A 25300-nucleotide genomic window follows, 5' to 3' on the forward strand; every position below is an offset into this window, starting at 1 on the left:
GTGGGGGATGATCGGCGCAGCGACCGGCGCACCTGGCCGGCGACCCGGACGACGACAGGACCGCTCGTGACCAGCTCCGCCTCCCGCGTGCCCGCGGGCACCGTCCCCTCCGTGCGCGAGCCGCGCAAGGCGCGCGCCGCCCTCTGGCGCTACCGCGTGATGGCGTGGGTGACCGGTGTGATGCTGCTGGTCCTGACCGTGGAGATCGTCCTCAAGTACGTCGTGGGGGCGCCGGACAGCGTCCTGCGGTGGATGGAGTGGGTCCCGTTCGCGCACGGCTGGGTCTACGTCGTCTACCTCGTCACCGTGCTGGACCTCTGGTCGAAGATGCGCTGGGGCTTCGGGCGGCTGGTCGGCATGGTGCTCGCCGGCGTCGTGCCGGTGCTGTCCTTCGTGGTCGAGCGGCGCGTGCACGCCGACGCCGAGGCGCGCCTGGGCCGCTGACGGCGTGACGTCGCGGGAGCAGACTCCGCTGCTCGGCCGCCGCACGAGCCGGCACGCACCGGCTACTACCCTGGGGCCGTGACCTCCACCCCTGCCCAGCCGCCGCACCGGCCCGTCCTGGTCGTGGACTTCGGCGCCCAGTACGCCCAGCTGATCGCCCGGCGGGTGCGCGAGGCGAACGTGTACTCCGAGATCGTGCCGCACACCGCCACGGTCGAGTCGATGCTGGCGAGGGAGCCGGCGGCGATCATCCTGTCCGGCGGGCCGGCCAGCGTGTACGCCGAGGACGCCCCCGGCGTCGACCCCGCACTGTTCGAGGCGGGTGTCCCGGTGCTCGGCATCTGCTACGGCTTCCAGGCGATGGCGCAGGCGCTCGGCGGGACGGTCGCGCGGACCGGCCGCAGCGAGTTCGGCGGCACGTCCGTCGCCGTCGAGCACTCCGGCGACCTGCTGCAGGGCTCACCCGCGCAGCAGGCCGTGTGGATGAGCCACGGCGACGCCGTGCACGAGGCACCCGAGGGCTTCGAGGTCCTCGCGACGTCGCCCGGGTCCCCGGTGGCCGCGTTCGAGGACCGCGAGCGTCGCCTGTACGGGGTGCAGTGGCACCCGGAGGTCAGGCACTCCCCGATGGGGCAGCGGGCGCTGGAGAACTTCCTGTACGAGGGCGCGCGCCTGGCGCCCGACTGGAACCCCGGCAACGTGGTCGCGGAGCAGGTCGCCGCGATCCGGGCGCAGGTCGGCGACGCCCGCGTGATCTGCGGGCTGTCCGGCGGGGTGGACTCCTCGGTCGCCGCGGCGCTTGTGCAGCAGGCCGTCGGGGACCAGCTGACCTGCGTGTTCGTCGACCACGGGCTGCTGCGCGCGGGCGAGGCTGAGCAGGTCGAGGAGGACTTCGTCGCCGCGACCGGCGTGCAGCTGAAGGTCGTGGACGCGCGCGAGCGGTTCCTCGGCGCGCTGGCGGGCGTCACCGACCCCGAGACCAAGCGCAAGATCATCGGCCGCGAGTTCATCCGGGTCTTCGAGGACGCCGCCCGCGAGGTCGTCGCCGACGCCGGCGCGCACGGTGAGGAGGTCAGGTTCCTGGTCCAGGGCACCCTGTACCCCGACGTGGTGGAGTCCGGCGGCGGCGAGGGCGCGGCCAGCATCAAGAGCCACCACAACGTCGGCGGCCTCCCCGACGACCTGCAGTTCAGCCTCGTCGAGCCGCTGCGGACCCTGTTCAAGGACGAGGTCCGCGCGGTCGGCCTCGAGCTCGGCGTGCCGGAGGCCATCGTCTGGCGCCAGCCGTTCCCGGGCCCCGGCCTGGGCATCCGCATCATCGGGGAGGTGACCGCCGAGCGCCTGGAGGTGCTCCGCGCCGCCGACGCCATCGCCCGCGAGGAGCTCACCCGCGCCGGTCTGGACCGGGAGATCTGGCAGTGCCCGGTGGTGCTGCTCGGCGACGTCCGGTCGGTCGGCGTCCAGGGGGACGGGCGCACCTACGGCCACCCGGTCGTGCTGCGCCCGGTGTCCTCCGAGGACGCCATGACGGCGGACTGGACGCGCCTGCCGTACGAGGTGCTGGCGACCATCTCGACGCGCATCACCAACGAGGTCCGCGAGGTCAACCGCGTCGTGCTCGACGTGACGAGCAAGCCGCCGGGCACCATCGAGTGGGAGTGACCGCGGCCACCGCGTCCCTCACGCCACGCCTCCCGCGCGGACGACACCGGCCGGCCACCTGGTGAGGTGACCGGCCGGTGGTCCGTCGTGACCCGGCCCTCCGGGCTGCGGGTCAGGCGTGCGTCACCGCACGGTGCAGGGCTTGCCGTCCAGGAGGAACAGCAGCGACTCGCTCTGCGGGGCCCCGGTGCCGAGGAACCCGAACGAGGCCGTCCTGCCCGGACGCAGGTCCGACCTGTAGGACGGGCTGCTCGCGGTCACCACGTCCCCGGTGCGGGACAGGTCCGCGCTCCAGCTGCTGGTCACCGCCTGGTCGCCCGACAGCGCGAACCGCAGGGACCAGTCCGGCAGCGTCGTGGTGCCGGTGTTGCGGACCTTGACCCGGGTCAGGTAGCCGCCCTGCCAGGTCTTGACGGTCTGCGTGACCTCGCAGGTGGGACGGCTGATCGGGGGCTGGGCGAGAGCGATCAGCTCGGCCGCCTGCTCGGCGAACCACTGGCCGGCGGGCGGGTCCTGCATGCCGCGCTCGGGGTCGAGCGGCCCGCCGGTGCCGCGGTAGCACTGGCCGTCGGACTCGCCGGGCACCTTGATCCACAGGTACGCGTCGATCACCGGGTTGGTGCTGGCGGTGGTGGGGGTCCGGCCCAGGCCGCGCTGGGGCGGGTTGCACCAGACCTCGGGGTCGCTGTACTTGCCGGCCGGCGCGGTCCACGGGCCCTGGCCGTTGCGGCTGGTGTCCAGGACGGCGTGCTTCTGGTTCGCGCGGTCGCGGACCAGGCCCGTGTCGGCGAAGGCCTTGTCGTACGCCGCGTCGGTCAGCGGCCAGGTGCTGATGTCACCGGGCGTGGCCGGGAAGTACTGGCTGGCGCAGAAGCTCGGGTCCCACCACGCCGCGGACGCCGCGGTCGACGTGGACAGCGCGAGGCAGTCCGAGACCCAGCCGGCGTAGTACTCGAGCTTGGCGGTCTCCTCGTAGTTGGACACGTTGAGGAAGAAGCCGTCGGCACGCTCCACGCCGGCCTTGATCAGCCGGTCGGTGATGTCGCCGACGCCGAGCCAGCCGGTGTGGGTGCCGTCCAGGTACACGGACGTCGAGGGCAGGGTGGTCAGGGCGTCGACCGCGTGGTTGAGCTGGGTGAACCGGTCGGCGGCCGCCGTGGCGGAGTCGAGCTCGGCGGGCTGGCACCACTCCGGTGCGGAGCCCCCGGCGGGGGTGTACCAGGGGATGATCCCCAGGCCGTCCGGCTCCAGGACGACGATCGCCTCGCGGTCGCCGATGCCGGCCGCGACGCCGTCGACCCAGGCGTTGTACTCGGCGGTGTTCGCCGCACCGCCGGACGAGTACTGCGCGCAGTCCCGGAACGGCAGGTTGTAGACGACGATCGTGGGGATCGCGCCCTCGGCGGCCGCCGCCGTGGCGACGCGGTCGGCCTCGGCCTGGGCCTCGGCCGGCGTGCCCGAGGTGATCCAGGTGGCCGCCGGGAAGCTCGCGAGCAGCAGGGCGTCGTCGCGCGCCGCCCCCTCGAGCCCGGCGGCGTGCTCCAGCGTGGAGCTCTGCCAGTCGACGAACAGGCGCGACGTGGGGTCGACGACGTCGTTGGCGGCGGACGCCGGGAGGGCGGCGAGCACCGACCCGGCGAGGCCGAGACAGGCTGCGGCGGTGATCGACCGCGACAGCCGGCGGGACGTGGAATGCATGGAAGCGCTCCCATCTCGAGGCTGCACCGCGTGCGCTCCGATGCAGCCGTGGTTGGTGACCAGCAGGCCTCGTCGCCTCGACGCCCCGCAGGACGCGCCGGTCGGGGCACACCGTCACCCGAGATCCGGCGTGTGTCAAGGCGAGACGCCGTCCGACCTAGGTCCCGGACCGCCCCACCGTGCTCTCCCGCGCGACCAACGACGGGCGGAGGACGACGTCGCGGTGCTCGTGGTCGTCGCCCGCGGACAGCTCCTCCAGCAGCAGGTCGACGCCCGCCCGGCCCATGTCCTGCCCGCGCATCCGGACGCTGGTCAGCGGGATGGTCCCGCCCCAGGCGTTGGAGTTGTAGTCGCACCCCATGACGGCGACGTCGCCGGGCACGGACAGCCCGTGCCGCCCGATCGCCTGGATGATCGCCATCCCGAGCAGGTCGGTGACGGCGATGACGCCGTCGGGCCGGGTGGCGGCGGGCTGGTCGGCGATCTGCTCGCCGGCCTGGTCGCCGTCCGGAGCCTCGAGGTTCTCGGTCGCGAGCTCGACCAGCGTGGTGCCCGGGCTCTCGGCGACGGCGCGACGCACGCCGGTGCGCCGGTCGTGGACCGGCTGCAGCTCGTCCCGGCCGCCGACGAAGGCCAGGCGCCGACGGCCCAGCTCGATGAGGTGGCGCCCGGCGAGGTAGCCCGCCTCCTCGTTGTCGATCAGCACGGAGCAGTGGTCGTCGTGCTGGGAGCGGTAGTTCAGGACGACGACGGCGGTCCCCAGCCGCCGGGCCCGGTCCAGGGCGAGGTGGGGGTCGCGCATGGGCGCCAGCAGCACGCCCGCGAGCCGGGCGGAGTTGAAGAAGTCGAGGTGACGGTCCTGCAGCGCGTCGTCGTTGTCGCTGTTGGCCAGGAGCAGGCTCATGGTCTCGTGGCCCACCCGGTGCTGCGCGCCGCGGGCGATGTCGACGAACAGGCTGTTGCCGATGTCGATGACGATCAGGCCGATCGTCCGGTTCTCCCCAGCTGCCAGGAAGCTCGCGTTGGAGTTGCGCACGAAGCCGAGCTGGTCGATGGCGCCCAGCACCCGCAGGCGGGTCGCCTCGCGCACCCGGTCGGGGTGGTTGAGCACGTGCGAGACGGTCCCGACCGAGACCCCGGCGGTCCGGGCGACGTCCGCCATGCTGGCGCTCACGCGCCGCGGCGCGCGCCGGTGCGTGGACGACATGGCGCGACTGTAGTCGAGCCTGCCCGGGCCACCGGCGCTCGTAGCGGATGTGTGAGCGCAAACATTTGATGCGATTCAAAATCGTGACCTCCAAGCGGTTGACCGCTGTCGGCGGCGTCCGTACGGTGGATGTTGAAGCGCTTCAAAGGCGCACACCATGTCAAGGAGGATGTGATGGCCGGATACCCGCGCTCGATTCGTCGTGCGATGTCCCTGCCCGCGGTCGTGGGCGTCACTGCCCTCGCGCTCACGGCCTGCAGCGGCGGCGGTGACGACGCCGGCGGTGACTCGGGCGGTGGCTCGGAGTTCTCCGTCCTGTCGGTGAACGAGAACACGACGGTGTCGGCGGTCCTCGAAGCCCTGGCCGCCGACCAGTGCGCGACCCAGAACGAGGCGATGCCGCTTGCGGTGGAGAATCTCCCGCAGGCCCAGCTCGGTCAGCAGCTCCAGCTGCTGGCCGGTCAGGACGCGCTCCCCATGATGTTCGGCGCGGACAACCCGACGCTGACGAAGGAGCTGGCGGAGGCCGGGCAGGTGCTGGACCTCGAGGGGACCGGCGCCGCCGACAACTTCGAGCCGGCCGCGGTCGCCACGATCGAGAACCTGTACGACGGCCTGTGGGTGCTGCCGACCGAGTTCAACATCGAGGGCATCTGGTACAACGAGCAGGTCTTCGCGGACAACGGCGTCGAGGTCCCCGCGACCTGGGACGACCTGGTCGCCGCCGCAGAGACCCTCTCCGCCGCCGGCGTGCAGCCGTTCTCCGCCTCCGGCGAGCAGGGTTGGCCGCTGACCCGTCTCATCAGCGGCTACCTCTACCGCGACCTCGGCCCGGAGGCGCTGCAGGCCGTCGTCGACGGCGACGCGAAGCTCACCGATCCGGAGTACGTCGCGGGCGCCCAGGCGGTCGCCGATCTCGGTGCGGAGGGCTGGTTCGGCCAAGGCGTGGGGAGCATCGACTACGACACCGCGCTGAACACCTTCCTGACCGGTGACGCCGCGATGCTGTACATGGGCAGCTGGGCGCTGTCGAACTTCGCCAACCCGGAGCAGAACCAGATCGGGGAGGACAACATCGGGTTCATGCCGTTCCCGGACGTCGAGGGCGGCTCGGGCAGCGCGGACCAGTACCCGGCCAACGTCGGGCTGCCTTTCGCGGTGTCCGCCAAGGCCACCAGCGACGACGCGCAGGCCTGGCTCGACTGCATCGCCGAGAACTACGGCACCCAGGCGCTGACCGAGGCCAACCAGATCACCGGCTTCACGGTCAACGAGGAGGTCGAGGTCGGCGAGCTGACCGCGACCGTCCAGGAGGCGATCGCGGCGACCGAGCAGAGCGTGCTGTGGCTGGAGGCCCCCTTCTCGCCGCAGTTCCAGACGGTCAGCACCACCAACGCCGCTCCGTTGGTCACCGGTGGGGTCACACCGGAGGACTTCATGAGCCAGCTCCAGGCAGCCATCGACGCTGCGTGACCGTTCGCGGGGGGCCCGGCGCGATGCCGGGCACCCCGCGGCCTAGGGAGGGCTGGACCTGACATGAACGACGTCCTGGGCGACAAGAAGGCCATCGCCGTGCTCATCGGGCCGGCGCTGCTGATCTACTCGCTGGTCATGCTGCTGCCGATCGTGTGGTCGCTGGGCTACACCTTCTTCGACGGCAACGCCATCAGCGGCTTCACCTTCATCGGTACCGACAACCTGGCTCGTCTGTTCACGGACGAGAACGTGCGCCAGGCGCTGGGCTTCACGCTCAAGTACGCGGTGGTCGTCACGATCGGGCAGGTGGCTCTGGGATACGGGCTCTCGCTGCTGTACGTGTTCGTGCTGAAGAACAGGTCGGGGCTCGTGCGCACGCTCGTGTTCTTCCCGGTCGTGGTCCCGACCGTCGCGGTGGCTCTGCTCTTCCAGAAGATGTTCGAGATCGCCCCGCAGAACGGCCTGGTCAACTCGCTGATCGAGCTGACCGGCGGTCAGGCGGTCGACTGGTTCGGTGGCGCCAACACGTCGTTCCTCGTCCTGGTGCTGCTGGACCTGTGGCGATCCATGGGCTTCTACGCCGTGCTGCTGTTCACCGGCCTCCTGGACATCCCGGAGGAGGTCCTCGAAGCAGCCCGCATCGACGGAGCGACCGGGGCGACGATGGTCGCCCGCATCGTGCTGCCGCTGTCGTTGCCCGTCCTGCTGTCGTCGTTGATCTTCAGCATCAACGGCACGCTGAAGGTCTTCGACTCCATCGTCGCGCTCACCAACGGCGGCCCCGGCGACGCCACGACGCCACTGACCCTGTACATGTACAACACCGCGTTCCGGTTCGGCGACTACGGCTTCGGCAGCGCCATCGCGCTGCTGCTGACGCTGATCTGCCTGCTGGTCACCGTGTTCATCTTCCGGTCCACCCGCCGCGACCTGTCGGAGTCCTGATGTCCTCCACCCTCTCCGGCGCACAGCGCACCGCCGGCGTCACCCTCGTCCCCGGCACCCGGCCCGCCCGGCGGCGCCCCGCCCGGAAGCGCGCCGCCGGCCTCGTCGGCAAGGTCACCACCTGGCTGCTCGTCGCGGTGCTCGTCGTCGTGGTGTGCTACCCGCTGCTGTGGCTGCTGCTGGGGTCGTTCAAGACCCAGCAGGAGTTCCTCAACGAGCCGTTCTGGTCGCTGCCGTCGTCCTTGGCCCTCGGCAACTACGTCGACGCCTGGACCACCGGCAACATCGCGCTCTACCTGCGCAACAGCCTCGTCGTCGTGCTCCCGTCCCTGGCGCTGGTCATCGTGATCGGCGTCGCGGCCGGCTTCGCGCTGGAGATCCTGGTGTGGAAGGGCCGCGGCACGGTGCTGCTGCTGTTCCTGGCCGGGATCATGGTGCCCGGGCAGATGATCCTGCTGCCACTGTTCAGCGCCTACTTCGAGCTCGGCCTGACCGGCACGCTGTGGCCGCTGATCATCACCTACACGGCCACGGCGCTGCCGCTGACCGTCTTCATGATGGCCACCTACTTCCGGGCGGTGCCGCGCGAGATCTTCGAGGCGGCCTCGATCGACGGCGCCTCGGTCCTGCGCTCGTTCACGGCGGTGGGGTTCCCGATGGTGCGCAACGCCGTCTTCACGGTCGCTCTCGTGCAGTTCTTCTTCATGTGGAATGACCTGCTCATCGCCCTGACGTTCACCAGCTCGGACGAGCTGCGCACGGTCCAGGTGGGGCTGCTCAACTTCACAGGGCAGTTCGGGGCCACTCAGTACGGACCCCTGTTCGCCGCGATCTGCCTCAACGTCTTCCCCCTGTTCGTCATCTACCTCGTGCTGAACCAGCGCATCATGACCGGCCTCGCCGGCGGGGCCGTGAAGGGCTGACGCCCGGACCTCGGGCCTGCTGCCGACCTCCTCCCCACACCGCTGTCCGCGGCCGCGTCGCGGTCCGTCCTCAGAAAGGCGCTCTGTGCCAGTCGTCCCCTCGGCCGTGACGTTCGAGCATCACCGGTGCCCGCTCGGGATCGGTGAGCCCCGTCCGCGGATCTCCTGGAAGACCGTGGCTCGGCAGGGCTGGGCCCCCGCCGCGTACGAGCTCGAGGTGACCCGTCGGGGGGCCTCGGCGCGAACCGGTCGACTCGCCTCGGCGGACTCGGTCCTGGTGCCCTGGCCAGGTGAGCCGCTCGCCTCCCGGGAGGTCGCCCGCGTGCGCGTCCGGGTGTGGGGAGAGGGGGAGGCGGCTCCGTCCGGGTGGTCGCCGATGTCCGATGTCGAAGCGGGGCTCCTGGACCCCTCGCAGTGGGTGGCGCTCGCCGTCGGTGCGCCGTCGGGGTGGGGCGACGACGACGCGGGCGACGAGCGCCGGCCTCCGCTCGTCCGTCACGAGTTCACGCTGCCCCGGCCCGTGGTGCGGGCACGGCTGTACGCCACGGCGCACGGGCTCTACGAAGTGGAGATCAACGGCAGGCGGGTCGGGGACGACGTGCTGTCGCCCGGGTGGACCGAGTACGCCGAGCGCCTGCGCTACTACACGTACGACGTGACCGACCTCCTGCAGCCGGGCGCGAACGCGGTCGGCGCCTGGCTGGGCGACGGCTGGTACCGCGGGCGGATCGGCTTCGACGGCGGCTACCGCGACCTGTACGGGGACGACCTCGCGCTCGTCGCACAGCTGCACGTCACCTTCGACGACGGCACCGAGCAGGTCGTGGCCACCGACGGCCGGTGGCGTGCCGGACGCGGACCGGTCCTCTTCTCCGGCCTCTACGAGGGCGAGCGGTACGACGCCCGCGAGGAGGTCCCCGGATGGTCCCGGCCGGGCTTCGACGACTGCGCCTGGAGCGCCGTCCGGGCCCGGTCGGTCGAGGCGTCCGTGCTCGTGGCCCCCCAGGGCCCACCTGTGCGGTGCACGCAGGAGATCGAGCCGGTCGCCGTGATCACCACGCCGTCCGGCGCGACGGTGCTCGACTTCGGGCAGAACTTCTCCGGGCGCGTGCGGCTGCGGGTGAGCGGACCGGCCGGCACGACGGTCACCGTCCGGCACGCCGAGGTGCTCGAGCACGGCGAGCTGGGCACCCGCCCGCTGCGCGGGGCCGAGTCGCGCGACACCTACACGCTCGCCGGCCGGGAGGTCGAGGAGTGGGAGCCACGCTTTACGATGCACGGCTTCCGGTACGTCCAGGTGGACGGCTGGCCGGCCGAGCTGCGCCCCGGTGACGTGGTGGCGCGCGTGCACCACACCGACCTCGAGCGCACGGGCTGGTTCGGCTGCTCCGACCCGCTCGTCGAGCGCCTGCACGAGAACGTCCTGTGGTCCATGCGGAGCAACTTCGTCGACATCCCGACCGACTGCCCGCAGCGTGACGAGCGGCTGGGCTGGACCGGGGACATCCAGGTCTTCGCCCCGACCGCGGCGTTCCTCTACGACACCACCGGCATGCTCTCGTCCTGGCTGCGGGACGTGGCGGTCGCCCAGCTGCCCGACGGCACGGTGCCCTGGTACGTGCCGGTCATCCCCGGTGGCTCCTCGTGGACGCCGATCCGGCCCGGCGCGGGCTGGGGCGACGCCGCCGTGCTGACCCCCTGGACGCTGTACGAGCGGACCGGCGACCGCGGCGTGCTCGACGCGCAGTACGACAGCGCCCGCGCGTGGGTCGACCTCGTCGAGCGCCTCGCCGGGCACGATCGGCTCTGGGACACCGGCTTCCAGCTCGGTGACTGGCTCGACCCGGCCGCCCCGCCGGACGACCCGGCGGGCGCGCGCACCGACCGCTACCTGGTGGCCACCGCGTACTTCGCCCGGTCCGCCCGGCACCTGGCGATGACGGCCGGGGTGCTCGGCCACGACGAGGACGCCGAGCGGTACGGGCGCCTCGCGGACGAGGTCCGGGCGGCGTTCCAGGGCGCGTACCTCATGTCCGACGGACGGATGACCAGCGACGCCCAGACCGCGTACGCGCTGGCCATCGAGTTCGACCTGCTGCCCCCGGGCGCGGTCGCCGGTGCCGGGCGGCGCCTCGCCGAGCTGGTCCGGGCCGCGGGCAGCCGCATCGCGACCGGGTTCGCGGGCACGCCGGTGATCTGCGACGCGCTCACCCGCACCGGCCACCTGGACGAGGCCTACGCGCTCCTGCTGCAGCGTGAGTGCCCGTCGTGGCTCTACACGGTGCTGTCCGGCGGGACGACGATCTGGGAGCGGTGGGACAGCCTGCAGCCGGACGGCACCGTCAACCCCGGCGGGATGACGTCGTTCAACCACTACGCGCTGGGCTCCGTGGCGGACTGGCTGCACCGCGTCGTCGCGGGCCTCGCGCCGGGCGAGCCCGGGTACCGCTCGGTCGTCTTCCAGCCGCGTCCAGGGGGCGGGCTGACGTCGGCGTCGGCGCGCCACGACACCCCGTACGGGACGGCCTCGATCAGCTGGCAGGTCCGGGACGGTGCCCTGGACGTGACCGTGGAGGTCCCGACCGGGGCGACGGGCCGCGTGGTCCTGCCCGGTGACCGGACCGAGCATGTGGGCTCCGGGACGCACCGGTTCGTCACCGCGGCCTCGCTCGCAGCCTGACCGTCCGGGCCGGCGTCGTCGACGCCGGCCCGGGGACCCCATCGACCCCCGACGAGAAAGGGAGTGGCAGGACTGCTTGAAGCGCTTCAGAACAAGGCGCTCCGGCACAGCATGCACACGCGGTCGCGCGACGGCGCCCGACCGCGGCGAGCCTGACGGCGCCCGGGACACGGGGCGTCGCCTCACCACGGCCGCGACGGTGCGGCCCACCGAAAGGCAGACACGGATGACGACCTCTCACCCCTCCACCCCCGCCCCGGGCGCGACGGACCCTCGGCCACGCCGCCGCGCCCGGGCCGTCGCGCCCGTCCTCGCGCTGACGCTCCTCGTGCCGGCCGCCGTGACGCTGACCGCCCTGGGTGCCGCGGCGAGCCCGGATCGTGGCTCCCATGCCGCCGTCCCGGCCGGCTGCCCGTGGATGGACACGCGCCTGTCCCCGGACGAGCGGGCCCGGCTGCTGCTGGACGCGTCCAGCCTCCAGCAGAAGATGCGCTGGCTCGTCGAGCAGCCGGCGAACAGCCCGACGCAGACGGACTTCTCGGGCGTGAGCTACCCCGCGCAGCTGCCCTGCACACCGACGGTCGTCTACACCGACGGCCCGGACGGCGTCCGCTTCACCGAGGGCGTCACCGCGTTCCCCGCGCCGATCGCGCTGGCGGCGACCTGGGACACCGAGCTGGCCTACGACAAGGGCGCCGCCCAGGCGGCCGAGGCGTTCGACAAGGGGAAGAACGTCGTGCTCGGCCCGGGCATCGCCGCCGGGCGCACCCCGCTGTCCGGCCGCACCCCGGAGTACCTGGGGGAGGACCCGGTGCTCATGGGCGCCCTGGGCGCCGCGGTCACGCGGGGTATCCAGCAGGGCGACCCGGCGCGGCCGGTGCTGGCCAACATCAAGCACTACGTCGGCAACGAGCAGGAGCTCGACCGGCAGACCAGCAACTCCGTCATCGACCAGCGCACGCTGCGCGAGCTCTACGACCTGCCGTTCGAGATCATCGTCGCCGAGGGCGAGCCCGAGAGCATCATGTGCTCCTACAACCAGGTCAACGGCGCCTACGGGTGCGAGAACACGATCCTGCGTGAGGTGCTCAAGGACGAGCTCGGGTTCGACGGGTACGTCATGTCGGACTTCCGGGCGGTGCACTCCACGGCGCCGTCGCTGAACGCCGGGCTGGACCAGGAGCTGAACCGTCCGGTCTTCTTCACCCCGGCCGCGCTGGAGGAGGCGCTCGCCGCCGGCACCATCACCGCGCAGCGCATCGACGAGGCGGCCTTCCGGGTGGTGCGCTCGTACATCCGCGGCGGCCTGTTCGACCGTCCGCTGCCGGCCACCCCGGTGGCCGACGCCTCCACCCCCGAGCACAAGGCGATCGCCCGCCGCATGGCGGCCGAGGGCACCGTGCTGCTGAAGAACGACGGCGTGCTCCCGCTCGCCGGGGACGGCCTGGACGTCGCCCTCATCGGCCCGACCGCGTCGAGCACGCCGACGAACGGCGTCGACGCCCGGACCGCGTGCAGCATGACCTGGCGGTTCGGCGGCAACACGCTGCTCTGCGAGGACGTCGTCTCCGCCGAGACGGCGCTCGCGGCGAGGCTGGCCGAGCTGGGCGGGACGCTCACCTTCGACGACGGCTCGGACCCGGCGGCCGCCGCGCGCACCGCCGCCGCGGCCGACGTCGCCGTCGTCGTGGGCTACCGGACGATGGGGGAGTTCGCCGACCTAGCCGACCTTTCGCTGGAGAACGGCGGCGACGCGCTGGTCTCCGCCGTCGCGGCCGCCAACCCGAGCACCGTCGTCGTCCTGCAGACCGGCAGCGCGACGGACATGCCGTGGCTCGACGACGTCTCTGCCGTCCTGCAGACCTGGTACCCGGGCGAGCAGCAGGGGCCGGCGCTGGCCGACGTCCTGTGGGGCGACACGAACCCGTCCGGCAAGCTGCCGATGACGTTCCCGCGGTCCCTGGCGGACACGCCGACCCGCACGCCCGAGCAGTATCCGGGCGTCTTCGCCGACGGCACGACCACCCGGACCGACGCCGCCGCGATCCGGCAGGTCCGCTTCAGCGAGGGCCGGCAGGTCGGGTACCGCTGGTACGAGGCGCAGGGCATCGACCCGCTGTTCGCGTTCGGCCACGGCCTGTCGTACACGACGTTCGGCTACGACAGCCTGCACGTGACCCCGAAGATCGTCGACGGCGAGCGCAAGATGCAGGTGCACGTCCGCGTCACGAACACCGGCGAGCGTGCCGGCACCGAGATCGCGCAGGTGTACCTGGACCTGCCGGCCGAGGCCGGGCAGCCGTCCCGGCGCCTGGTCGCGTGGCAGCGCGTGCAGCTCGAGCCCGGTGAGCGCGAGTACGTGCACCTCACGTTGAGCGCGGACGAGCTGCGTGACCGTCACCTGCTGCAGTACTGGAGCCAGTCCGCGGGCGACTGGGTCACGCCGCGCGGCACCTTCTCGGTCCACGTCGGCGGGTCGTCCGACCGCACGGCCCGGAGCGCGGCCTTCCGGGTGCGCTGAGCCGGGACCGGCGTGCGCGTACCCTCCACCGGACGAGCACCGAGCCCGACGACGACGCGAGGTCCATGCCATGACGGTCGACGACCAGTCCCTCACGACGCAGCTCACCGCCCAGGGCGAGGAGCGCGTGCGTGCCCTCATGGGGGAGATGACGCTCGAGGAGAAGCTCGCCCAGCTCGTGGGCCTCTGGGAGGGCCGCGGCGGGTCCGGCGAGGGCGGCGACGTCGCCCCGATGCAGGACGCCATGCAGGCCGAGGTCGACGAGCTCGAGGGGTACGCCACCCACGGCCTGGGGCAGCTGACCCGCGTGTTCGGGACCACCCCGGTGGAGCCGGCCGACCAGGCCCGCGCCCTGGCCCGCAAGCAGCAGTGGCTGCAGCAGAACACCCGGCTGGGCATCCCGGCCCTCGTGCACGAGGAGTGCCTGACCGGCCTCGCCGCCTGGAAGGCGACCACCTTCCCCGCGCCGCCGTCGTGGGGCGCCTCGTTCCACCCCGAGCTCGTGGAGGAGATGGGCCGCGCGATCGGCGACTCCATGCGGAGCCTGGGCGTGCACCAGGGGCTCGCCCCCGTGCTCGACGTCGTCCGCGACGCCCGGTGGGGGCGGGTGGAGGAGTGCATCTCGGAGGACCCCTACCTCGTCGGCACCGTCGCCACCGCCTACGTGCGCGGGGTGCAGAGCGCGGGCGTCGTCGCGACCCTCAAGCACTTCGTCGGGTACTCGAACTCGCGCGCCGGGCGCAACCTCGCCCCGGTGCACGCCGGGCAGCGCGAGATCGCCGACGTCTTCCTGCCGCCGTTCGAGATGGCGGTCCGCGACGGCGGCGTCGACTCCGTCATGAACTCCTACGCCGAGGTCGACGGCATCCCGGTCGCGGCGGACGCCGAGCTGCTCACCACCCTGCTGCGGGACCGCTGGGGGTTCACCGGCACGGTCGTCGCCGACTACTTCTCGGTCGCGTTCCTGCACACGCTGCACGGGGTCGCCGGCGATCTCGGCGAGGCGGCCGCGCAGGCGCTGGTCGCGGGCATCGACGTCGAGCTGCCGACCGGCACCGCCTACCTCGAGCCGCTGGCCGACCTCGTGCGCTCCGGCGTCGTGGCCGAGTCGGTCGTGGACCGCGCGCTGCACCGCGTCCTCGCGCAGAAGGAGCGCCTGGGCCTGCTGGACGCCACCTTCGACCCCGACGCCGTCGGCGACGTCGACCTGGACCCGCAGCCGCACCGCGAGCTCGCTGCCCGCATCGCCGAGGAGTCGGTGATCCTGCTGACGAACGACGGTTCGCTGCCCCTGGCGGCGGGGCGGAAGGTCGCCGTCGTCGGGCCCAACGCCGACGTCACCAACGCGCTGTTCGGGTGCTACAGCTTCGCCAACCACGTGCTGGCGCAGCACCCGTCCTTCGAGCTCGGGCTCGAGGTGGCGACGCTGCGCGAGGCGCTGGGCACCGAGCTCGGCGAGGTGACCTACGCGAAGGGCTGCGACGTGCTGGGCGACGACACGTCCGGATTCGCGGCCGCCGTGGCCGCCGCGGACGACGCCGACGTCGTCGTGGCCGTCATGGGCGACCTGGCCGGCCTGTTCGGGCGGGGGACGTCCGGCGAGGGCTGCGACGCCGACTCCCTGGAGCTGCCCGGCGTGCAGCGCGGGCTCGTCGAGGCGCTGCTCGGGACGGGCACGCCGGTCGTCCTGGTGCTGCTCACCGGTCGCCCGTACGCCGTCGACTGGGCGGTCGAGCGGTGCGCCGCCGTCGTGCAGGCGTTCTTCCCGGGTCAGGAGGGCGCCCAGGCGGTGGCCGGCGTGCTGAGCGGCCGGGTGAACCCGTCCGGCCACCTGCCCGTCACCATGCCGCGGTCCGTGGGTGCGCAGCCGTACAGCTACCTGCACCCGCGCCTCGGCGGGGCGAGCTCGGTGAGCAACCTCGACACCGCGCCGGTCCTGCCGTTCGGGCACGGCCTGTCGTACACCACCTTCGAGCACACCGACCTGCGGCTGGGGAGCGCCTCGGTGCCGACGTCCGGGGCGATCACCGCCACGGTCACCGTGCGCAACACCGGCACGCGCGACGGCGCGGACGTGGTCCAGCTCTACGGGCAGGACGTCGTCGCCTCGGTGACCCGGCCCGTCATCCAGCTGCTGGGCTACGCCCGGGTGGAGCTCGCGGCGGGGGAGAGCGCCGAGGTCACCTTCGACGTGCCGACCACCCGGCTCGCGTTCAGCGACCGCCGGCTGGTCCGCGTCGTCGAGCCCGGCGAGGTGCTGGTGTCCGTCGGGGCGTCCTGCGCGGACCTCGCCGCGACCGAGGCCGTCTCCCTGACCGGGGACGTGCACGAGGTCGGGCCCGACGACCGCCGCGTCGTCGACGTGACCGTCCGGCGGCTGGGGCGTGGCTAGCCTGGCCCGGTGCTGATCGCCCACGTCTCGGACTGTTACCTGCCCCGGACCGGGGGGATCGAGTCGCAGGTCAGCGACCTGGCGGCGCGGCAGGCCGCCGCCGGGCACGAGGTGCACGTGCTGACCGCGACGCTGGGCGCCGGCGGCGAGCGGGGCGGGGTCGTGGACGTCGAGCGCGGCGTCCACGTCCACCGCCTCGGGGCGCGGATGCCGTTCGACCTGCCGGTCAACCCGGTGCAGGCGCGGCTCGTGGACGCCGCGCTCGCCCGGGTCCGGCCGGACGTCGTGCACGTCCACGCCGGGGTGCTGTCGCCGTTCGCGTTCGACGGCGCGCGGGTCGCGCTGCGCCGCGGGCTGCCGCTGGCGATCACCTGGCACTGCATGCTGGACGGGGTCGTCCCGGCGCTGCGGCTGGGCGCGCGCGTCACGGGGTGGGCGGGTGCGCCGGTCGCGCTGAGCGCGGTGAGCGGGGTCGCGGCCTCCCGGGTGCGGGACGCGTTCGGCGCGCCGGTCGCCGTGGTGCCCAACGGGCTCGACCTCGCCGGGTGGGCGCCGGCCGGCCCACCGTCCGGTCCGTCCGGTCCGGCCGGTCCGTCCGCCGGGGACGAGCCGGGGCCGGTGCGGCTGGTGGCCACCATGCGGCTCGCGCCGCGCAAGCGCGCCGTGCCTCTGGTCGAGCTCGTGGCGCGCGCGGTCGACGCCCTGCCGCCGGGCAGCGTCCGGCTCGACGTCATCGGCGCCGGCCCGGACCGGGCGCGCGTCGGCGCACGGGTCGAGCGGCACGGCCTGGGCTCCGTCGTCCGGCTCCGCGGGCGGCTCGCCCGCGACGAGGTCCGCGCCGCGTACGCGGACGCCGACGTCTTCCTCGCCCCCGCCGAGCTGGAGGCGTTCGGCATCGCGGCGCTCGAGGCCCGCGCAGCCGGTCTGGCGGTGGTCGCCCGGCGCGGCACCGGCATCGAGGAGTTCGTCACCGACGGCGTGGACGGGCTGCTGGTGGCCGACGACGCCGCGATGGCCGGCGCCGTCGTCCGCCTGACGACCGACCGTGCGCTGCTCGACAACATCCGCGCGCACAACGCGGCGGTGCTGCCCGACCAGGGGTGGGACCGGGTGCTGCGGGAGGCGGGGGAGCAGTACGACCGCGCGCGTGCCCTGCGCGGGCTCGTCCCGCCGGGCTGATCCGGCCGGGCGAGCCTCGGCACGCACGAGGACGGCCGCACCCCAGCGTGGCTGGCGGTGCGGCCGTCGTCGGTGCTCGGACGCCTCAGGGCGGGTCAGTGCCGCCGGCGCAGGCTGACCGCCATCGACCCCGCGACGAGCGCGACGCCCGCCAGGGCAAGCAGCCCGATGAGGACGAGCTCGACGTCGAACCGGGCACCCGCGGCGACCGCGATGAAGCCCACCCCGATGATGGCGATGATCAGGCCCCACACGACCGTGCCGACGCGCAGCGACCGGTCGACCGGCCGGTCCGCCGCCGTGGTCGGCGTAGTCGGCGTGGCCGTCGTGGCCGTCGTGGCGCCGGCGGTCGGCCCACCGGCGGCCTCGGCGTCGCGGGCGACGCCACCGGCCGGGTCGGTGGCGCGGGCCTCGCCGGCACCGCCGGCCGCCACCGGCGCGGCAGAGCCGGTCGGCAGCGCCGTGGTGGCGGGCCCGCCGGTCGGCAGCGCCTGCGTGCGGGGCCCCGTCGTCGGCACCGGCCGGGTCGGCGCCCCGGTCGGCAGCGCCTCGGTGGCCGCAGCGCCCGGTCCCGGCCCGGGCCGGGCGCCGGACGTCTCGACCACCTGCGTCGGGTCCTCGCTGCGGCCGGCGCGGGGGATCGGCGTCGTCGGCTGGTCGCCGGCGTCCGTCTGGTCGTTGCTCATCAGTCCTCCTCCACGACGCGGACGTCGCCCGCGCCTGCTCGGATCTCGAGGGCGAGCTCCACGGGGCCCGAGGCCGCCTCGTCGCTGCCGTACTGCTCGGACGTGCCCCCGGAGAACCCGGCGGTCCGCGACTCGCCGTCCACGTCCCACACCGCCTGCCCGGCGGTCACGCCGATGTCGCCGGTGACCGCGATGCCCTCGGGCACGGTGACCGTCAGGTCGCCGGCGCCGAGACTGATCGGGACCCGGACCGTCCCGCCGTCCAGCGGCACGTCGGTGAGGTCCACGTCCACGTCCCCGAACGAGACCGAGATGCCGCGGGCGGCCTCCTCGACCGTCGTGGGACGCCACGTGCTGCCCGACGCGACGTCGATGCGGTCGCCGTCACCGAAGAAGATGCCCTCGTCCTGCGTGGTCAGCACGGAGGTCGGGACGGCCGCGACGATCCCGACGATCGCGAGGAACCCGAGGGTCCCGCTCGACCGGCCGCGCAGTCCCGAGACGATGATCGCCAGGCCGGCGAGCACGATGCCGATCCCGAGTGCCGTGAGGGCCACCGGGACGGCGAGCACGCCCTCGCGGTCGGCCACCAGCAGGCCGGCCAGCGCCAGCAGGGTCAGGCCCACGACCGCCCCGACGGCGCCGACGCCCGGGCCCTGCACGCGCGGCTTGGGCGGCGGTGGCGGAGTGGGCGTCCAGCCGGACCAGCCACCCGGTCCGCCGGCGGACGGGCCCCCGGCGGACGGGTCGCCGGGCGCGCTGCCCCAGGACGCGGTGCCCGCGGGCGGCGGCGGGTAGCCGGCGGGCGGCGGCGGGACGGGTGCCCCGCCGACCGGCGCGGTGAGCGGGACCGCCCCGTAGCCGGGGTGCGGGACCGTGCGGCCGGTGCGACCGGGCGAGGTGCCGGGCGTCGTGCCGGGCGTCATCGCGGTCGCCCCGCCGGTACCGCCGGCCCACGGCGGCGCCCCGGGCGGGACGTCGGTGCCGGTCGCCGTCGTCCCGGGTGCGGGCGCCCACGTCGTGGTCGCCTGGCCTCCCTGCGGACGCCGGTTGTTGACCGCGGTCACGATCATGGCGACGACCGCGGCCACCGCGGCGAGCCACAGCAGGCCGTTGACCCAGCCGAAGCCGCGCTCGTCCCACCACCCGAGCCAGCCGTCGCCGCGGCTGAGGCCGACGACCACCGCGGCGACCGCACCCAGCAGCGCGGCGTCGAACCGGCCCTGGATGGTCTCCTGCAGGTGGATCCGGCCGTCCCGCTCCTCCGGGAGCAGCGCCCATCCCAAGCCGTAGACGACGAGCCCCGCGCCGCCCAGCAGCACGGTGACGCCGAGGATGCCCCGCACGAGGAGCGGGTCGATGCCGAACCGGCGGGCGATGCCGCCGGCCACGCCGCCGATCCAGCGGTCCTGCGTGCGGACCAGGCCCGTGCGCCGGATCGAGGTGAAGAAGCCGTCGTCGCCGCGCGCAGCGGGCCGCGGTCCAGGTGCCGGGGGGAACGGCTGGTCCGCGCCCGGAGCTGTCGTCTGTTCCATGGGTCGATCGTCGTGCCGGGGCGGGCCGCCCCGGAATCGGGAACCCCCCTGACGCCACCCTGAAAGGGTGACCTCGGACCCCTGGTCCCGGGCTGACGGTGCCCCTGATCAGGGGTGGGACGTGTGACGATCGGGGGGTGCACACCCCTGCGGAGCCGGTGACGCCGGACGGAGGCCGGTCGTCCGGCGGGCCGTCGGTGCCCGCCGGTCAGCCCCCGGCCGCTGCGCCCCTCGATGCGCGCGTGAGCCCGCACGTCACCACTGCTGCGGTCGCCGCTCCCGCCGCTGCGGGGTCGCCTGCACCGGCCGCCCCCGCCGGGCCCGCCCCCACCTCGGTGCTTCCGGCGCCGGTGCCGCCGGGGCCGTACCCGGGGCCGCCGGCGTCCTCCACGCCGCTGCCCTACCCCGCGCCGCCGCCGTCCTCGGCGCCGCCGGCGTCCTCCGGCTCGCTGCCGTACCCCGGCCCGCCGGCGTACCCCGGGCCGGCACCGTGGTCCGCCCCGAGCGGGCGGCTGCCGCTGCGCCGCCCACCGCAGGGCCGGTGGCTGGCCGGGGTCGGGGCCGGGCTCGCGGCGCACCTCGGACTGCCGGTGGGCGTCGTCCGGCTGCTGCTGCTGATCGGCGTCCTCGCGGCGGGCGCGGGCTTCGTGCTCTACGTGTTCCTGTGGGTCACCGTGCCCTCCGGCGACCCGCAGAGGGCTGCGGTCGAGGAGCGTCCGGCCGCCCTGACCCGTCTGGCCCCGCGGCTGACCACCCGCGCCGGCGCGCTGCCGGTGACCGACATCGCCGTGGGGATGCTGCTGCTCGCCGGCGCCGGGCTGCTCGTCGCCGTCCGCAACGGCGTGGACGTCCAGCTGTCGTGGGTCGTGCCGACGCTCATCCTGCTGGCCGGCACCGGGCTGGTCTGGAGCCAGCTCGACCGCGTGCAGCGCGAGCGCTGGCTGTCGCGCGCCGGCGGCCGGACACCCGTGAGCCTCGTACGCCTCGTCGGCGGGATCGTGCTGGTCGGGATCGGCGTCCTGCTGCTGATCGGGCAGGACGAGCCGGTCGGCGTCCTGGTCCGGTCCGGGGTTGCCGCGCTCGCGGTGCTCGCCGGGGCGGCGCTGGTCCTCGCGCCGTGGGGTCTGCGGCTGGTCCGGGAGCTCGGGGACGAGCGGGCGGCGCGGGCCCGCGAGGCCGAGCGCGCCGACATCGCCGCGCACCTGCACGACTCGGTCCTGCAGACGCTCGCGCTCATCCGGACCCGCGCCGACCAGCCCGCCGAGGTCGCCCGCATGGCCCGCGCCCAGGAGCGCGAGCTGCGCGAGTGGCTCTACGACGACCGGTCCGCCCCCGGGACGTCGCTCGCCGCCGCGCTGCGCGAGGTGATCGGCGAGGTCGAGGACGGGCGCGCGGTCGCGATCGACGCCGTCGTCGTCGGCGACCGTGTCCCGGACGCCGACACCGAGGCGCTGCTGCAGGCCACCCGGGAGGCGCTGGTGAACGCCGTCGTGCACGGGCGGCCGCCGGTGTCGCTGTACCTCGAGGTCGCCGACGACGGCGTCGAGGTGTTCGTCCGCGACCGCGGCGACGGCTTCGACCTGGACGCCGTGCCGTCCGACCGGTTCGGGGTGCGCGAGTCCATCATGGGTCGGGTCCGGCGGCGGGGCGGGACGGCCACCGTCACGTCCCGTCCCGAGCGGGGGACCGAGGTGCACCTGCGGGTCCCCGTGCGGCACCACCCCACCCACCACGCCGGTCACGGCCACAGGAAGGACGCGGAGGCATGAGCCAGCCCACCGCGGTGGACGTCGTCCTCGTCGACGACCACCTGATGTTCCGCACCGGCGTGCGCGCCTCGCTCGACGGCCGGGTGACGGTCGTCGGGGAGGCCGACGACGTCCCGTCCGCGATCGCCCAGGTCCGCACGCTGGCGCCGCCGGTGGTGCTGCTCGACGTCCACCTGCCCGGGGGCGACGGCGGCGGCGGAGCGGAGGTCATCACCGCCTGCGCCGACCTGCTGGCCACGACCCGGTTCCTGGCGCTGTCGGTGTCCGACGCCGCCGAGGACGTCGTCGCCGTCATCCGCGCGGGCGCCCGCGGCTACGTCACCAAGGCGATCTCCGGGCCGGACCTGTCCGACGCCGTCGTCCGGGTCGCCGAGGGCGACGCCGTCTTCTCCCCGCGGCTGGCCGGCTTCGTGCTCGACGCGTTCGGCACGTCCGCCGGGGACGTCGCGATCGCCGACGACGAGATGGACCGGCTCTCGGCGCGCGAGCGGGAGGTCATGCGGCTCATCGCGCGCGGGTACAGCTACCGCGAGGTCGCCTCGGAGCTGTTCATCTCGATCAAGACCGTGGAGACCCACGTCTCGGCGGTGCTGCGCAAGCTGCAGCTGTCGTCCCGGCACGAGCTGACCCGCTGGGCGGCCGCACGTCGCCTCCTGTGACGCGACCTACCCTGACGCCCATGGAAACGCTCTACGACCTCCTGCTCGTCCTGCACCTGATCGGCTGGGCCATCGTCCTGGGTGGGGCGCTCACCTCGCTGCGCGCCCCCCGGATCGCCCCCGGCATGCTGCACGGCATCCTCACCGCCCTGGTGACCGGCATCGCGATGGTGGGGCTGGCGTCCTCGGGCCTGGCCGCGGACGAGCCGGACAACGTCAAGATCGGCGTGAAGCTGGTCGTCGCCGTCGCCGTCACGGCGCTGGTCGTGGTCGGGAACAACCGGCCGGAGAAGGCCACCCGCGGGCTGCTCGGCGCCGTCGCCGGGCTGACGGCGCTCAACGTCGCCATCGCGGTCCTGTGGCACTGAGGCGTCGGTGAGCGGCGGTGGAGAGGTCCTCGTCGGCCTGGTGATCGCGGTCGGGCTGCTCGGCGTCGTGGTGCAGGTCCTGCCCGGCGCACTGCTCGTCCTGGGTGCGGTGGTGGTGTGGGCCGCGGTCGAGGGGACCGGGGTGGCGTGGGCGGTCGCGGTGCTGGCCGCGGTCGCGACCGTCGCCGCGGCCGTGGCGAAGTACCTGCTCGCGGGGCGGCACCTCAAGAGCGGCGGCGTGCCCAACCGGACCCTGGTGTGGGGCGGGCTGGCCGGCATCGTGGGGTTCTTCGTCGTGCCCGTGGTCGGGCTGCCGCTGGGGTTCGTGCTCGCCGTCTACCTGGCCGAGTCCGCCCGGCTGCGCGACCGGCGGCGCGCCTGGCGGGCGACCGTCGTGGCCCTGCAGGCCACCGGGATCACCATCCTGGTCGAGCTCGCGGGGGCGCTGGTGGCCGCGGGCACCTGGGCACTGGCGGTCTGGCTCACCTGAGGGCGCCGGCCGCAGGGTCTTGTGCGGGCGCGCCCGGTGCCGCTACGGTCTCGGCTAAGCGTTTCGATTCGAAGCGTTTAGACACTCGACGACGAGAGGGCGGCTCCCGCATGACGACCATCCACGACGTGGCCCGCGTCGCCGGTGTGTCGATCAGCACCGTCTCCTACGCGTTGAGCGGCAAGCGCTCGGTGTCCGCGAGCACGCGCCAGCGGATCCAGGACGCCGTCCGCGAGCTGGACTACCGGCCGAACGCCGGTGCCCGGATGCTGGCCGGACGGCGGACGTACATCCTCGCCGTGACGGAGCCCCTGCGCGCCGACACCTACGCCCCGGCCCACATGGCGTTCGTCCTCGCCGTCACCCGGGCGGCGCGACGCCACGACTACGACGTCCTCCTGCTCACCCAGGACGAGGCCTCCGGTGGTCTGCAGCGCGTGACGTCCAGCCGCCTCGTGGACGCGATCGTCGTGCTCGACGTGCTGACCCACGACGAGCGCGCCGACATCGTGCGCGCGCTGGACATCCCCGCCGTCCTGGTCGGGGTGCCGGCCGACACCAGCGGCCTGGTGTGCGTGGACCTCGACTTCGCTCAGGTGGCGCGGATGGCGGTCGACCGGCTCGTGGAGGCCGGCCACACCACCGTCGGCCTGCTCGGGCACCAGTCGTCGGCCTACGACGGCGGGTCGAACTTCCCCCCGCGCCTGCGCGACGCGTTCCTCGCCCATGCCGCCGAGCGCGGCGTCGTCGGGCGCTTCGCCATGCCCGAGCGCGACCCCGGCCAGGTGGGGTCGGCGGTCGACGAGCTGCTCGGGCCGGACGCCGACCTCACCGGGCTGGTGATGCACTGCGAGGAGCCGCTGCAGGTCCGGGCGCTCGCGGCGCTGCGGGCGCGAGGGCTGCGGGTCCCGCAGGACGTCTCGGTGATCTCCGCCGCGTCGACGTTCGACACCTCCATGTTCACCCCGCCGCTGGACTCGATCCCGCTCGTGGCCGACGAGAGCTGCGAGCTCGCCGTCGAGCTCGCCCTGGCGCAGCTCGACGGGACCGTCCGTCCCACCGTCGAGCTCCTCCCGCCGCACTACCTCGACCTCGGCTCCGTGGCCGACTGGTCCGCCTGACCTGACCTCACCGACACGTACGACGAAGGGACCTAATTTTTATCGAAGCGCTTCGACGGTTTTGTCCGGCCCAGGGACGAGCCCGCACCACATCAGCTGCACCACCCGCGCCCCGGCGCGGCCTACGAGGAGGTAGACCCATGAAGAGGACCAGGACATCGGTCGTCGCGACCGCCATCGGCACCATCGGCGCGCTCGCCCTGACGGCGTGCAGCGCAGGGGGCAGCACCGACGCGGCCGGCGACGGCGGTGGCGGCGACCAGACGCTGCGCCTGTGGCACTTCGAGAGCGAGACCAGCGCCATGGGCGTCGCCTGGGACGAGGCGATCCGGGTCTTCGAGGAGGAGACCGGCGCCACCGTCGAGTTCGAGGAGAAGAGCTTCGAGCAGATCCGGTCGACGGCGAGCCAGGTGCTCAACTCCGACGAGGCGCCGGACATCCTCGAGTACAACAAGGGCAACGCCACCGCCGGTCTCCTGGCCAGTCAGGGCCTGCTGAGCAACCTCGACGACGCCGTCGAGGAGTACGGCTGGGACGACCAGCTCGCCCCCGCCCTGCAGACCACCGCCCGCTACGACGAGAACGGGATCATGGGGTCGGGCAGCTGGTACGGCGTCCCCAACTACGGCGAGTTCGTCGAGGTCTACTACAACAAGGACATGTTCGCGCAGGCCGGGCTCGAGATCCCGACCACGGTGGCCGAGTTCGAGTCCGTCCTGCAGGCGTTCACGGACCAGGGCGTCACGCCGCTGGCCGAGGCGGCGGCCGAGTACCCGCTCGGGCAGCTCTGGTACCAGCTCGCGCTCACGAAGGCGGACCGCGACTGGGTCGACGCGTACCAGCTCTACACCGACGACGTCGACTGGGAGGGCGAGGAGGTCACCTACGCCACCGAGACCATCGCGGACTGGACCCGGAAGGGGTACATCTCCACGGACGCGACGGGGCTCAAGGCCGAGGACGCCGGCGTGTCCTTCATCGACGGCAGCTACCCGATCTTCTTCTCGGGCAGCTGGTGGCACAACCGCTTCACCACCGAGATCAGCGGCTTCGAGTGGGGGACGTTCCTGTTCCCCGAGGCAGAGATGTCGCCCGGCTCGGCGGGAAACATGTGGGTCATCCCCGAGCGCGCGCAGAACGCCGACCTGGCCGAGCAGTTCATCGACGTCACGATGCGACCGGAGATCCAGGCGCTCATCGGCAACAACGGCGGCGTCCCGGTGGCGGCCGAGCCGTCCGACATCACCGACGAGAAGAGCGCCGAGCTCATCGCGAACTTCAACACGCTCAACGAGCGTGACGGCATCGCGTTCTACCCGGACTGGCCCACGTCGACGTTCTACGACGAGCTGAACGCGGGCCTGCAGGAGCTCGTCAACGGGTCGAAGTCCCCGGCCGAGGTGCAGCAGCAGCTCGGCGAGCAGTACCAGTCCGGCGTGGACGACATCGTCGGCTGACCGGCTCCGGGCGCGGGCGGCGACCGTCGTCGCCCGCGGCCGGCTCCCGCGCCCCGCGCGCGCGGCGTCACCGCCCCGCGCGCGCGGC

19 protein-coding genes are annotated in these 25300 nt (G+C 73.8%); 15 read left to right on the forward strand and 4 right to left on the reverse strand.

The annotated features are described in order from the left end of the window. The first annotated feature begins 66 nt into the window (after positions 1-66). Together CAE01nite_RS03425 and guaA are read left to right on the forward strand one after the other, a co-directional pair. On the forward strand, positions 67-444 hold the full coding sequence (locus CAE01nite_RS03425) for a DUF3817 domain-containing protein (RefSeq protein ID WP_246130982.1): 378 nt from the start codon (positions 67-69) through the stop codon (positions 442-444). Between the two features lie 78 nt (positions 445-522). Continuing rightward, the gene (gene guaA, locus CAE01nite_RS03430; protein WP_146900005.1) at positions 523-2106 is read left to right on the forward strand and encodes a glutamine-hydrolyzing GMP synthase; all 1584 of its coding nucleotides are present in this window, start codon (positions 523-525) and stop codon (positions 2104-2106) included. A 123-nt stretch (positions 2107-2229) separates the two neighbouring features. Here guaA and CAE01nite_RS03435 read toward each other — a convergent pair whose 3' ends face one another. Next, positions 2230-3804, reverse strand: coding sequence for a glycoside hydrolase family 6 protein (locus CAE01nite_RS03435; protein ID WP_146900008.1), 1575 nt, complete (start codon positions 3802-3804; stop codon positions 2230-2232). 157 nt (positions 3805-3961) lie between these two features. Beyond that, positions 3962-5011 (reverse strand): LacI family DNA-binding transcriptional regulator, encoded by a 1050-nt coding sequence (locus CAE01nite_RS03440; protein WP_146900010.1) that lies wholly within the window; start codon positions 5009-5011, stop codon positions 3962-3964. Between the two features lie 174 nt (positions 5012-5185). On the opposite strand from CAE01nite_RS03440, the gene CAE01nite_RS03445 reads away from it, so the two are divergent. From CAE01nite_RS03445 to CAE01nite_RS03475, 7 genes are all read left to right on the forward strand, one after another. Continuing rightward, on the forward strand, positions 5186-6484 hold the full coding sequence (locus tag CAE01nite_RS03445; RefSeq protein ID WP_146900013.1) for an ABC transporter substrate-binding protein: 1299 nt from the start codon (positions 5186-5188) through the stop codon (positions 6482-6484). A 63-nt stretch (positions 6485-6547) separates the two neighbouring features. Continuing rightward, entirely contained in the window at positions 6548-7432 is an 885-nt protein-coding gene (locus CAE01nite_RS03450) for a carbohydrate ABC transporter permease (RefSeq protein WP_146900016.1), read from the forward strand. Then, on the forward strand, positions 7432-8355 hold the full coding sequence (locus tag CAE01nite_RS03455; RefSeq protein WP_146900019.1) for a carbohydrate ABC transporter permease: 924 nt from the start codon (positions 7432-7434) through the stop codon (positions 8353-8355). The genes CAE01nite_RS03450 and CAE01nite_RS03455 overlap by 1 nt, the downstream gene beginning before the upstream one ends. Before the next feature lie 106 nt (positions 8356-8461). Then, positions 8462-11035, forward strand: coding sequence for a family 78 glycoside hydrolase catalytic domain (locus CAE01nite_RS03460; protein ID WP_443092690.1), 2574 nt, complete (start codon positions 8462-8464; stop codon positions 11033-11035). A gap of 226 nt (positions 11036-11261) precedes the next feature. After that, a complete protein-coding gene (locus tag CAE01nite_RS03465) occupies positions 11262-13556 on the forward strand; it encodes a beta-glucosidase (protein ID WP_186816397.1) in 2295 nt (764 codons plus the stop codon). Between the two features lie 70 nt (positions 13557-13626). Next, positions 13627-15948, forward strand: coding sequence for a beta-xylosidase/alpha-l-arabinosidase (locus CAE01nite_RS03470; RefSeq protein ID WP_146900025.1), 2322 nt, complete (start codon positions 13627-13629; stop codon positions 15946-15948). A gap of 9 nt (positions 15949-15957) precedes the next feature. Further along, complete coding sequence (locus CAE01nite_RS03475; RefSeq protein ID WP_146900028.1) at positions 15958-17127, forward strand: glycosyltransferase family 4 protein; 1170 nt, start codon at positions 15958-15960, stop codon at positions 17125-17127. 95 nt (positions 17128-17222) lie between these two features. Here the strand turns inward: CAE01nite_RS03475 and CAE01nite_RS03480 are convergent, their stop codons facing one another. Further along, the gene (locus tag CAE01nite_RS03480; protein WP_146900031.1) at positions 17223-17813 is read right to left on the reverse strand and encodes a hypothetical protein; all 591 of its coding nucleotides are present in this window, start codon (positions 17811-17813) and stop codon (positions 17223-17225) included. Beyond that, complete coding sequence (locus CAE01nite_RS03485) at positions 17813-19348, reverse strand: PspC domain-containing protein (protein ID WP_146900034.1); 1536 nt, start codon at positions 19346-19348, stop codon at positions 17813-17815. Before CAE01nite_RS03485 ends, CAE01nite_RS03480 begins: the two co-directional genes overlap by 1 nt. A 512-nt stretch (positions 19349-19860) precedes the next feature. Between CAE01nite_RS03485 and CAE01nite_RS03490 the strand changes: the two genes are divergently transcribed. From CAE01nite_RS03490 to CAE01nite_RS03515, 6 genes are all read left to right on the forward strand, one after another. After that, positions 19861-21117 (forward strand): ATP-binding protein, encoded by a 1257-nt coding sequence (locus CAE01nite_RS03490; RefSeq protein WP_246130997.1) that lies wholly within the window; start codon positions 19861-19863, stop codon positions 21115-21117. Then, positions 21114-21776: a LuxR C-terminal-related transcriptional regulator gene (locus tag CAE01nite_RS03495; protein ID WP_146900036.1), complete on the forward strand. Its 663-nt coding sequence runs from the start codon at positions 21114-21116 to the stop codon at positions 21774-21776. Before CAE01nite_RS03490 ends, CAE01nite_RS03495 begins: the two co-directional genes overlap by 4 nt. Positions 21777-21796: 20 nt before the next feature. Further along, entirely contained in the window at positions 21797-22144 is a 348-nt protein-coding gene (locus tag CAE01nite_RS03500; protein ID WP_146900039.1) for a hypothetical protein, read from the forward strand. 7 nt (positions 22145-22151) lie between these two features. Next, a complete protein-coding gene (locus CAE01nite_RS03505; RefSeq protein ID WP_146900043.1) occupies positions 22152-22634 on the forward strand; it encodes a DUF456 domain-containing protein in 483 nt (160 codons plus the stop codon). A 110-nt stretch (positions 22635-22744) separates the two neighbouring features. Further along, positions 22745-23755 (forward strand): LacI family DNA-binding transcriptional regulator, encoded by a 1011-nt coding sequence (locus CAE01nite_RS03510; RefSeq protein WP_146900046.1) that lies wholly within the window; start codon positions 22745-22747, stop codon positions 23753-23755. Positions 23756-23895: 140 nt separating this feature from the next. Continuing rightward, positions 23896-25212 (forward strand): ABC transporter substrate-binding protein, encoded by a 1317-nt coding sequence (locus CAE01nite_RS03515; protein ID WP_146900049.1) that lies wholly within the window; start codon positions 23896-23898, stop codon positions 25210-25212. Positions 25213-25300 lie beyond the last annotated feature (88 nt).

The sequence above is a fragment of the Cellulomonas aerilata genome, assembly GCF_007991755.1.
Taxonomy (GTDB): domain Bacteria; phylum Actinomycetota; class Actinomycetes; order Actinomycetales; family Cellulomonadaceae; genus Pengzhenrongella; species Pengzhenrongella aerilata.